At 42.4% G+C, this 12,004-nt stretch carries 10 protein-coding genes; all 10 read left to right on the forward strand.

The features are described from left to right. Positions 1-29 precede the first annotated feature (29 nt). Positions 30-1,961: a DNA mismatch repair endonuclease MutL gene (mutL, locus tag UB51_RS07060; protein ID WP_044876703.1), complete on the forward strand. Its 1,932-nt coding sequence runs from the start codon at positions 30-32 to the stop codon at positions 1,959-1,961. A 168-nt stretch (positions 1,962-2,129) separates the two neighbouring features. Next, complete coding sequence (locus tag UB51_RS07065) at positions 2,130-2,915, forward strand: class I SAM-dependent methyltransferase (protein ID WP_044876704.1); 786 nt, start codon at positions 2,130-2,132, stop codon at positions 2,913-2,915. Continuing rightward, the gene (gene miaA / locus UB51_RS07070) at positions 2,899-3,879 is read left to right on the forward strand and encodes a tRNA (adenosine(37)-N6)-dimethylallyltransferase MiaA (protein WP_044876705.1); all 981 of its coding nucleotides are present in this window, start codon (positions 2,899-2,901) and stop codon (positions 3,877-3,879) included. Before UB51_RS07065 ends, miaA begins: the two co-directional genes overlap by 17 nt. A gap of 20 nt (positions 3,880-3,899) precedes the next feature. Then, a complete protein-coding gene (hfq, locus tag UB51_RS07075) occupies positions 3,900-4,139 on the forward strand; it encodes an RNA chaperone Hfq (RefSeq protein WP_044876706.1) in 240 nt (79 codons plus the stop codon). 139 nt (positions 4,140-4,278) lie between these two features. Then, the gene (locus UB51_RS07080; RefSeq protein ID WP_044876707.1) at positions 4,279-6,882 is read left to right on the forward strand and encodes a transglycosylase domain-containing protein; all 2,604 of its coding nucleotides are present in this window, start codon (positions 4,279-4,281) and stop codon (positions 6,880-6,882) included. Between the two features lie 172 nt (positions 6,883-7,054). Next, positions 7,055-7,612, forward strand: a complete 558-nt coding sequence (locus UB51_RS07085; RefSeq protein ID WP_044876708.1) for a ribonuclease FAU-1 family protein — start codon at positions 7,055-7,057, stop codon at positions 7,610-7,612. Then, positions 7,609-8,268 carry a YdcF family protein gene (locus UB51_RS07090; protein ID WP_044876709.1) on the forward strand — a complete coding sequence of 220 codons (660 nt, stop codon included), beginning with the start codon at positions 7,609-7,611 and terminating at the stop codon, positions 8,266-8,268. Before UB51_RS07085 ends, UB51_RS07090 begins: the two co-directional genes overlap by 4 nt. Before the next feature lie 55 nt (positions 8,269-8,323). Next, positions 8,324-9,310, forward strand: coding sequence for an AAA family ATPase (locus UB51_RS07095; RefSeq protein WP_044876710.1), 987 nt, complete (start codon positions 8,324-8,326; stop codon positions 9,308-9,310). Between the two features lie 50 nt (positions 9,311-9,360). Continuing rightward, positions 9,361-10,647, forward strand: a complete 1,287-nt coding sequence (gene hflX, locus UB51_RS07100; protein WP_044876711.1) for a GTPase HflX — start codon at positions 9,361-9,363, stop codon at positions 10,645-10,647. 88 nt (positions 10,648-10,735) lie between these two features. Beyond that, on the forward strand, positions 10,736-11,989 hold the full coding sequence (locus UB51_RS07105; RefSeq protein WP_044876712.1) for a methionine gamma-lyase family protein: 1,254 nt from the start codon (positions 10,736-10,738) through the stop codon (positions 11,987-11,989). Positions 11,990-12,004 lie beyond the last annotated feature (15 nt).

Below are 12,004 nucleotides of genomic sequence, written 5' to 3' on the forward strand. Positions count from 1 at the left end.
TGAATATATGGTGAAAGAGGGGAATCGGCATGGCCAAAATTCATATATTGGACGAGCATATTGCCAATCAGATTGCTGCAGGTGAGGTAGTGGAACGGCCGGCTTCGGTTGTGAAAGAATTGGTGGAGAATGCAATCGATGCAGGGAGTACCAAGATTGTGGTCACCGTAGAGGAAGGCGGCCTTCAGAGCATACGTATAACAGATAATGGGTCAGGTATAGACCCCGAAGACTGTGAGACAGCTTTTTACCGTCATGCGACCAGTAAAATTATGTTTGGACGAGATCTTTTTCACATCACTAGTCTTGGGTTCCGTGGAGAAGCGTTGGCGAGTATTGCGGCTGTATCGAAGGTAGAACTGATCACTTCAAGCCGTGACGACGGATTAGGCAGTAGGCTTGTTATAGAAGGTGGTAAGCTAATTGTAAAGGAAGATACAGCATCTTCACGAGGGACTGATTTTGTAGTTAGGGAACTATTCTATAACACGCCTGCAAGGTTGAAATATATGAAGACGATCCAGACGGAATTAGGCCATATTTCGGATTATATGTATCGGATAGCACTCTCGCATCCCGGCATTGGCATTACGTTCAGACATAATGACAATACGTTATTGCAGACGTTAGGGAATGGAGATTTGTTACAGGTCATTGCTGCAATTTACGGGACACAGGCCGCTAAGGCGATGCTTCCTATCCAAACGGAAGATCTAGATTTCAATATCCAAGGTTTCATTAGTCGTCCAGAATGGACACGCTCCAATCGAAACGCGATTTCTATCATTGTGAATGGACGTTACATTCGTAACTATGGGTTAAATCAAGCGATATTGAGAGCATATCATACGCTGTTACCCATTAACCGCTACCCTATGGGCATTCTAGCTTTGAACATGCATCCCTCCTTGGTTGATGTTAACGTTCATCCAGCGAAATTGGAGGTTCGTTTTAGTAAAGAAGCGGAACTATACCCATTTGTTGAACAAGCCGTACACGCTGTTTTACGACAAGAGGTACTTATTCCACAGCCTGTGAAGACAAACATTGGAAGTAGTGACTCCTCTTTTATCCAAGAACAGTTTCGTTTTTCTAAAGCGCCTTCTGTCATTGATCATTCTGACGCTAATCGTGCAGATTCTAATCATACGAACAAGCTGGAGCAGGGTATTGCGAACCCATTGGTAGTATCGAAAGATGGCGTTGCAAATCGCCCAATTGGAAATGATTCGGTGCGTGAGGCGAGCGCTCAAGGCTATTATGCCAAAGGAACTACTAATGGCTTATCAGCTCCGAGTTATCGGAATTCACAAACTGTGAATCCTGTGATGACTCAGGAACTATTTGCTCAAGCGAGTAGCGGGATTAGCGAAATTCCACCTTTTCCTGAATTGACACTCATTGGACAGCATCATGGTACGTACTTGATTGCTCAGAATGAAAAAGGGCTATACTTGATTGATCAACATGCGGCTCATGAGCGGATTAATTATGAGTTCTATTACGAACAATTTGGACAACCCGCAGATGCCTCGCAGGAGCTATTGATACCGATTACGTTAGAATTTACACCTTCTGAAAGTGAACAGTTGAAGCAGAAACTGAATTGGTTCGAACAAGTGGGCGTGTTTCTGGAACATTTCGGAGGTCAGACCTTTCTCGTACGCTCACACCCATATTGGTTCCCAAAAGGGGATGAGCAAGGAATTATAGAGGAAATGGTTGAATGGGTACTCGGTGAACGTACCATCGATCTTGCTAAATTAAGAGAGAAATCGTCTGTGATGTGCTCTTGTAAAGCCTCGATTAAAGCAAATCAGAAGCTTACGAACCTTGAATCAGATGCACTTCTTGAACGTCTTGCGGCATGTAAGCAACCTTATACATGCCCACATGGAAGACCCATCGTGGTATCTTTTACCACCTATGATTTAGAAAAGTTATTCAAGCGTGTCATGTAGAAATATTGAACTAGAATCATCGAGGACCTAGACCATGATCAGTGCGTGCTAAAATAGAATTTTATGCTGATTGTAGCGGTCACTTATCAACACTATAGATTTTTCAAGCACTAAATTTAGTGTCAGAATGATTGTGATTTAAATATGGATTGACGTCAGGAGATTGTAATGATTATTACGACAGGAAGCGCGGATTCAGACGCCTTGGTCACCCGCGCTAAGGCATTATCGGTACTTACAGGATTTACATATGTACCCCGGCGAAATACTTCTCTAAGCAAGCTAGTACAAGCTCATAGTGATTCCATTGTACTTGTTGTGCTTGAGAATGGTGCGCGCTTGGTTAGACCTGGGTTCCCCCCAATGGAATACCACCCGAGCATGGGATTTGTTCGCGCCAAAAGACTACTTAAAGGGGAACCCGATCCCATGGTTGAAGCGGCGGGAATGGTTGCTGGAGATACGGTACTAGACTGTACAGCAGGCCTTGGTAGTGATGCTCTTGTGTTTGCTGTAAAGGGTGGTTCAGAAGGCAAAGTTATCGCGATTGAGAGTTCTGAACATTTATCAACGCTGCTTACAGAAGGACTCTGTCATTATGTGACAGGTGTTGAGGAAGTTAACCAAGCTATGCGCAGAATTGAGGTAAGACTAGGCCATCACCTTGATATTTTACAAGAAATGGCGGACAATAGTGTGGATATTGTATACTTTGATCCGATGTTTCGTGAGCCCATTATGGATTCTGCTGCGATTAATCCATTACGAGAATTTGCCAATAGTGATGCCCTGAGTCTTGCAGTCATTGAAGAAGCAAAGAGGGTAGCCCGCAAATCGATTCTGCTTAAAGAGAAATGGGGCAGTCCTGAATTTGCACGTTTGGGCTTTACGATGCAGGAACGTAGCCATTCAAAAATCACGTATGGAGTGATATTCCTTGACAACAGAGACTAAACCACGATTACTAGTGCTTGTTGGACCGACTGCAGTTGGCAAAACCAAAATGAGCATTGAAATAGCTAAGCATTACGGCTGTGAAATTATCTCAGGAGATTCTATGCAGGTATATCGGCAAATGGATATCGGAACAGCCAAAATTTCTGAACATGAAATGGACGGAATTCCGCATCATTTGATCGATATCCATGATCCGGACGAACCTTACTCAGTGGCTGAATTTCAAGAACAGTGCCGACGATTAATAGGCGAGATTCATGCTAGAGGGAAGCTCCCCTTTATCGTAGGGGGGACTGGATTATATGTTGAGTCTGTGTGCTATGGATTTCAATTTACGGAAGTGGGGGCGGATGAGGATTTCAGGCGTGAACAGTTTGCCTACGCAGATACTCATGGCGCTGAAGCACTCCACGATCGATTGAAGGTAGTGGACCCCGTAAGTGCCGAGAGACTTCATGCAAATGATCAACGACGAGTTGTTCGTGCGTTAGAGATATATCATCTCACAGGTACGACTCATTCGGCTCAAATGGCATCTCAGACTAAGGAGTCTCCCTATCAATTATGTCTCATGGGTTTGACAATGGATAGGCAAATGCTATATAAACGTATTGAAGGCCGCATCGAACAGATGTTGCAGCAGGGTTTGGTTGGGGAGGTATCTTCATTGCTGCACAAAGGCTACGGACCTGGGCTAATCTCTATGCAGGGGTTAGGTTATAAAGAAATAATATCGTATCTACAAGGAGAGATGACTCTTGAAGATACGATAACGCTATTGAAACGGGATACGCGAAGGTTTGCCAAACGACAGCTATCCTGGTTTCGCCACATGAACGAAATTTCGTGGGTAGACGTTACAGAAACTGCAAACTTTTCTGCGAATTTTGATCAGATCCGTGGTATAATAGCAGGAAGGTTTCTTACAGATATTGAATATATATCTAAACAATCTAATTGAATCATTGGGGGTACCAATTCATGAACAAATCCATTAACATCCAAGATACATTCTTGAACCAACTGCGGAAAGAAAACATCCCTGTTACCATATTCCTGGTCAACGGTTTTCAAATCAGGGGGACAATTAAAGCATTCGATAATTTCACGGTTGTTGTGGATAGTGAAGGCCGCCAACAAATGCTGTTTAAGCATGCAATTTCAACCATAACTCCACAGCGTAATGTTTCGCTGATGCAGGAATCCCAGACTGAGGGATAATGAAAAGATAATCTAAGTAATGAAACTTTTTTAGGTATTATTTCGTTTAAGAGAATAGGTAGCAGACCTGAGCAACCTGTAAAGGTTGTTCTTTTCATTAAAACGGAACAAGTATAAAGAGGGAGTTAGGAGGTTTACAATGGATAAGAAAGAAACTCCAAGGGGAAGGGTAACGACAACTACAAAAAGAGAAGTGCCCAAGCCGAAGAAAAAGAAAAGAATTACGAAAAAACGTGTCTTTTGGACAATGTTTTTCACAGTAGCTTTTGCTATCTTTTGTGCATTAGGAGGATATCTATATATCACGCTATCTGGAGAAAAACTGCTAATGGAAAATGCAGATAAATTGACGGTCCATGAAAATTCGAAAGTATATGATCGCAATGGTCAGCTTATGGGTGAACTTTCAATCCAGAAAAGTGATCCTGTAGAGGGAGATGAAATTCCTAAACTGCTGAAAGATGCATTCATTGCTACTGAAGACAAACGATTTATGGAACACGCTGGGGTCGACATTTGGTCAATCGGTCGTGCAGCGGTTAAGGACGTTATCGCAAGATCTGCAGTAGAGGGTGGTAGTACCATTACTCAGCAATTAGCGAAAAATGTTTTCTTAACCAGAGATAAAACCTTTTTCCGTAAAGCAACTGAAGTGTCTATTGCTATGGCGCTTGAGCGCGATAAAACGAAAGATGAAATTATTACGATGTATCTCAATCGAATTAATTTCGGGGGTCAAATTTATGGGATCAAGGCTGCCTCTGAATATTATTTTGGTAAAAGTGATCTGAATAAGCTGAAAGTATGGGAGATGGCTACATTAGCTGCAATGCCGAAAGGACCTTCTAAATATAATCCGCTTCGTAACCCAGATCTCTCTATGCAACGTCGTTCCGTTGTTCTTCAATTGATGGAGGAACAAGGATATATAACGAGCGAAGAAAGAAATGAAGCCAAAGATGTGGTGTATGACTATTCTCCACCACCTAAGAAGCAACAGTATCTTGCGTTTATGGATTATGTTATGAGTGAAGCAGAGCGTGTTAGTGGATTATCGCAAGATGATCTGAATATCGGTGGATACAAAATCTATACGACAATGGATGCTAAGGCACAATTAGTCGTGGAGAAGGAATTCGCCGATGCTAGTAATTTTGAAGAGAGTGTGGATGATCAGCAAGTTCAAGGTTCTATGATCATCATGAATAATGAGAATGGAGCTGTGATTGCATTACTCGGTGGACGTGACTATGAGCGTAAAGGATACAGTCGTGTAACGGGTAGCCGTCGTCAACCTGGATCAGCTCTTAAGCCAATTGTATCTTATGCTCCTGCCTTAGATTCGGGCAGCGTTACAATCGATACACCTTTGAGTAATAGAGAGCAGTGTTTCGCAAATTATTGTCCTCGTAATCTTCATGGTTACTCGAATACCATAAGTATGGCAGAAGCGATCCAGAGATCTGAGAATATCCCTGCCGTGTGGCTACTGAATGAAATTGGTGTAAGCACAGGATTTAAGTTTGCGCAAAAACTCGGCATCAACATGGAGGCTGAGGACAAGAACTTGTCATTAGCGCTTGGTGGTATGAGTACAGGGACGAATACGTTGGAAATGACCCAAGCTTATAGTGCACTTGCTAATGGTGGAGTTCTTAATCCGGCTTACTCGATTAAGAGCATTGTTGATAGTGATGAAAAAGCTGTATATGAGCATAAAAATAAAGGAACACAAGTCATGAGTGAGAATACCTCCTATCAAATGACGCAGATGTTGCAGAATGTTGTCAATAGCGGTACAGGAAAAAAGGCTAAAATTAGTAGACCGGTTGCAGGTAAAACGGGTACAACACAGAGTGGTATCAAAGGTAACAGTTCTAACCGGGATGTGTGGTTCGTAGGTTATACACCTGAGCTTACCGCAGCGGTATGGATGGGCTACGATAAACCGGATAAAGATCATATGCTTCACAGAAGTAGCTCGCTTGCTGCCTCATTCTGGGGCAAGGTGATGGAACAAGCGGTCCAAGAGTTCGATTCTAAGAGCTTCCCTGTTCCTAAGAATGTGGAGCAAGTTGAGCCGGAGCCAGCCCCAGAACAGGAACCGGTTCCTGTGGCCAGTGTAAGTGGCTTAATTGCTTCTTATAATCCAGAGACTCAGATTGTATCCTTGTCATGGAATGCTTCTGCAGAAGCGAATGTGAAGTATCGTGTATATCGTAAAGAATCGTCAGAAGGTAGTTATTCGATGATTACCGACTCTACTTCGACGGAAGCTGAAGATCTTAACGCACTAGAGGGTCTCACTTACGATTATTATGTGAGAGCGATTCAATCTGATAGTGGTGTTGAATCAGAACCATCGAATACAGTTCAGATTATGATTGAATTGGCAGACATTATTGAAGAGCCAATTGAAGAGCCAGATCCGATAGAACCACCTATCGATAATAATAATAATAATAATAATAATAATGGGAATGGTAACGGAAATAGTAACGGCAATGGCAATGGTAACACCGGAATCGATAATGGGATGGGTAACGGTACTGGTAACGGTAATGGTAATGGCGAAGAGGTTACTCCACCGGGTAGCGAAACAGGTAATGATACCGGGATAGAAGAAATACCGTCTGATAATACGCAGACTGATCCTGGAACCTCAACAAATGGCGAACCTGTTGATAGTTATCAACCCGATACGCCCGATGGAGGCGAAGTATCTGGAACGACAACTCCTTAGCTAAGATAGATAAAGCTCCCATGTGGGGGCTTTATCTATTTTTAATAGACGGATTATCAAGTCCAAGTGCGATGGGGTTTTAAAATCCATCTGTAAGGAAGTTTTTTTACATTTTGAGTGTGATTCCTAAATGTGTTAAGCTGTAACTACCATACTGGAGAGGGTATTTCCCATGAAACGTAAATTTGGAGATCGCGCGAACTGGCGTCGAATTTCACGCCGCCGTTTTACTTGTCGTTATGTCGAATCCGAGAGGTTCACGGGTTATATAACGTTGTATACGATTTATAACTTGAAGGAACCCCTATGGAAAACTTATGGAAATCATACGTATCGTATTGCAGACAAAGGGTACTCTTGGTTACAGTACTTCCCTGAGAATTGCCATTATATTGTCACTGCTATGTTTAATGAGCGACAAGAAATTATTCAATGGTATATTGATACTTGCAAAATTCAGGGTGTGACTGATCAGGGCGTACCTTGGTTCGATGATTTATATTTGGATGTGGTGGTATTAAGTAATGGAGAGGTCTTCCTATTGGATGAAGATGAATTGGATGATGCTTTAAGACGAAGCGATATAACGACAGAGGATTATAATCTTGCTACGTTAACTGCTAAACATTTGTTGCATGAGATCGATGCACATCAATTTCCCTACTTCATGATGTCACTCGAACATCGTAAACAATTGTTTGAGAATGGTGAATTTAGGAGGAAAATATGATCCTTGTATCAAATAAGGCCCGATTGACGTTCAAAAAAATAATTTTCATCATTCTATCTATCTGTCTAGTAGTTCTTCTATGGCTAGGCTATGTTATTTGGCAAATAAATCGGACGACTAGTTCGGACATTAACCCACGAGTAGATGTTGGTATTATTCTTGGCGCTGCGATGTGGGGGGATGTACCTAGCCCAGGCCTTCGGGAAAGGCTAGAAGAGGGATTAAGGTTATATCAAGACGGTAAATTTGAGCACTTTATTGTGACTGGAGGGTTGGATCGTCCAGGCATGAGACTTACAGAGGCGCAAGGGATGGCTCAGTATTTACTGGAGCATGGAGTTCCCGAAGAGGACGTTGTTCTAGAGAATGAAGCGACGGATACGTGGGAGAACTTGTTATTCAGTCAGAAGCTCATGGATAAGCAGGGCTGGACGTCTGCCGTGATCATTACACATACATACCATGGGATGCGTTCCCTCAAGATAGCGGAGTATTTGCAATATGATGAACCTAAACTTGGGCTTGTAGAATCGAAGGTGCTACAGATGTCCATTCACAAGACTAGAGAGACTTTAGCCTTCACGAAATGGAAAATAAATGAATTATTAATGGATCTTGGCTTTAAATCGGATGAAACTGTTAATAACGTTTCATGAAGTAGAATACATTGAATAGAGATGTCATCCCAGTAGATAATGAGGTGATGGATGCATGAGCGGGCGTGTCGCGGCCACAAATGGCCAGCCTGAAGGCAGGCCATCCAGGCAAATTAATGTGGTTTTACGTAGTCAAGAGGCCCCCGTATTAAACAATGTAGTGCTGGATCATGAGCCCGTAAAGGTAAATAAGAAGAAGGCTGAGCAGAGTCTATATCAAGAAATTCAACGAGAGCTCGACCAATTGATTGGATTGGATAACATCAAAGAGCTAGTTCACGAAATCTATGCGTTACTTCAGGTAGCACAATTACGTTCGGAAGCAGGACTGGCAAGTGGTGGGCATGTGTATCACATGATTTTCAAAGGTAATCCAGGTACTGGAAAGACGACGGTAGCGCGTATCGTAGCTAAGCTGTTTCAAAAAATGGGTGTACTCAGTAAAGGACATCTTATTGAGGTAGAACGTGCTGATTTGGTCGGTGAGTATATCGGACATACAGCACAGAAGACTAGGGAACTCGTCAAAAAAGCCATGGGTGGCATTCTATTTATTGATGAAGCCTACAGTCTTGCCCGAGGTGGTGAGAAGGATTTCGGTAAAGAGGCTATCGATACTTTAGTAAAGTCTATGGAGGACCATAAGAATCAATTTATCCTTATTCTGGCGGGCTATTCTGAAGAAATGGAGTTCTTCTTACAGACTAACCCAGGTCTTCCTTCTCGATTCCCTATTCAGGTCGATTTCTCGGATTATTCAGTGGATCAACTGATTCAAATTTCAGAAGTAATGGCTAAGGAAAGAGACTACATTCTTATGCCTCAGGCGATACTTAAACTGAAGCAGCACATTTTACAGGAGAAGAATGAAAGCTTACATGCATTCAGTAATGGGAGATATATACGCAACATGATTGAAAAGTCGATACGTAATCATGCGGTTAGGCTCTTGAATCAATATGTGAATAGTCAACCAGGTAAGCTTGAGCTCATGACACTTCGAACGGAAGATTTCAAATTGGATTTGAAACAAGGACTATAGAAAAGATATACCATTTCGAACAACATGTAGATAAAAGGGGCCATTTATTCATGATTAACTCCACGTATGACACAGAGACAGATTTGCAGGACCGTGCGGTTCTAGTAAGCCTAGTAACGGATGAGGTAAAGAGAAAAGGGATTGATCCGGAATATTCCCTCCATGAACTCGTTCAGCTTGCGGAAACGGCAGGTGTCGAGGTGCTCGATTCACTTAGTCAGAATCTTCAAAAACCTGATCCTAAATGGTTTATTGGAAAAGGGAAAGTTGAGGAGCTACGACTAGTGATGGAAGCCACTGATGCCAACACTGCTATTTTTGATCATGAACTTTCAGGTGCTCAGGTTAGACATCTAGAAGAAAGCCTAGATGTTAAAATTATTGACCGAACTCAATTAATTCTGGATATATTTGCTCAAAGAGCTAAAACACGTGAAGGAATCATTCAAGTGGAATTAGCGCAGCTAACATACCTTTTACCACGCCTTTCAGGTCAGAGTCAGAATCTTTCTCGGCTCGGTGGTGGGATAGGGACTCGTGGTCCCGGTGAAAGCAAACTGGAAATGGACCGTCGTCATATCCGGGATAGAGTCAATGATCTGAAACAACAATTGGATGAAATTACAAAGCACCGGAAATTGTATCGTGAACGTAGACAGAAGAGTGGTGTCACACAAGTAGCTCTTGTGGGTTATACGAATGCAGGCAAATCCACTTTATTGAAACAACTAACCGATGCAGATGTATATATTCAAGATCAATTGTTTGCGACGCTTGATCCTACTTCTCGCGTATTAGAATTACCAAGTGGTAAAGAAGTGGTGTTGACGGATACGGTAGGGTTTATTCAGAATTTACCCCATGATTTGATAGCAGCATTCCGCGCAACTTTAGAAGAAGTGAATGAAGCGGATCTGATTCTGCATGTCGTTGATTCTTCTTCTGAAATGAGAGAAGACCAAATGAAGGTGGTACAGTCGATTCTGCAGGATCTTGGAGCGGCGGATAAACCTCAGATTACTCTATACAACAAAAAAGATATGTGTAACCCTGAACAGTTACAGATGCTGGGTTCGGGTGAAGGTTATTTGAAAATAAGTGCCTTTGATGAAGCAGATTTGTTAGTGATACGTGAAGCTGTTCAGACAACTTTGACCGGAGATACGCTCACTTTCCGTATTCCTGCTAACCGCGGAGATTTAACCTCTTTATTGTATCGTGTCGGAGATGTCTTGGAGCAGGAGTTTGATGAAAGTGATTTACTTTATAAGGTTCTACTACACAAAGCAGATTACGTAAAGCATGAATATATGCTTAAAGAGTACATTGAATTGTAATTTGAATGTTATCTTCATGGTAAGTTTGATTATTATATGGGACAATTAACGTTTGATTGACGACAGCAGGGGAGAGAATTAAAAAGCGATGGCACGGTTTAGTGAAGAATTGGAACAATGTATGAATGAAGTAGAGCAACAAATTGAAGGCCAGCTAAGAGTGATAGACAAGGTAGTAGATCGCAATCAATGGAAAGTCATCGATGCTTTTCAACAACATCAGGTAAGTGATTATCATTTTGCCGGTTCTACAGGATATGGATATAATGATCGAGGACGTGAAGTGTTAGATTTAGTCTATGCAGATGTGTTCGGTGCTGAAGCTGCTTTGGTACGGCCTCATTTTGCCTCGGGTACTCACACGATATCTACGGCGTTATTTGGAGTTCTGCGTCCAGGTGATGAACTGTTCTATATTACAGGGCGTCCTTATGACACACTTCATAAAGTTATCGGTCAAGCAGGGGACGGGAATGGTTCTCTGCTTGACTTTGGGATAACTTACCGAGAAGCTGCATTGAAAGAGGATGGAGGCGTTGACTGGGATGCTGTTGAACGTGGAATAACATCAGCTACCAAAGTTATTGGTATTCAGAGATCTAGAGGATACGATTGGCGCTCATCTTTCACAGTGGAACAGATTGGAGAAATGGTTAGTCGGATTAGGTTAATCAAACCGGAGATCATTGTATTCGTTGACAATTGCTATGGTGAATTCACAGAAGAAGTTGAACCTACCGAAGTGGGCGTAGATCTAATGGCGGGTTCATTAATTAAAAACCCTGGTGGCGGAATCGCTGAGACAGGTGGCTATATTTGTGGGAAGAAGGAGTATGTAGAGCTCGCTTCTTACCGCTTAACCGCGCCGGGAATTGGTAGAGAAGTAGGAGCAATGCTAGGAACAACACGTGGAATTTATCAGGGGTTGTTCCTAGCTCCTATGATTGTTGGACAAGCTGTCAAAGGGAGCGTATTTGCCGCGGCTATGTTTGCTAAGTTTGGCTTCGATACGAAGCCAGCATGGGATGAGAAACGTACGGATTTGATCCAAGCGATTTCTTTTGCTGGACCAGAACACCTCATCGCTTTTGTGCAAGGCATTCAACGAGCAGCAGCAGTGGATAGTCATGTCGTACCTGAACCTTGGGACATGCCGGGATATGAGCATCCCGTAATCATGGCTGCAGGTACTTTTATTCAAGGTGGTAGCTTAGAATTATCAGCTGACGCACCAATTCGTGAGCCCTATATCGGGTATATGCAAGGTGGCTTAACCTACTCTCATGTGAAATATGGAGTACTTAAGTCGATCCAGATCATGCAAGACAGAAAATTATTGTGAGTTTATCTAACATAC

This window comes from Paenibacillus sp. IHBB 10380 (assembly GCF_000949425.1).
Taxonomy (GTDB): domain Bacteria; phylum Bacillota; class Bacilli; order Paenibacillales; family Paenibacillaceae; genus Paenibacillus_AQ.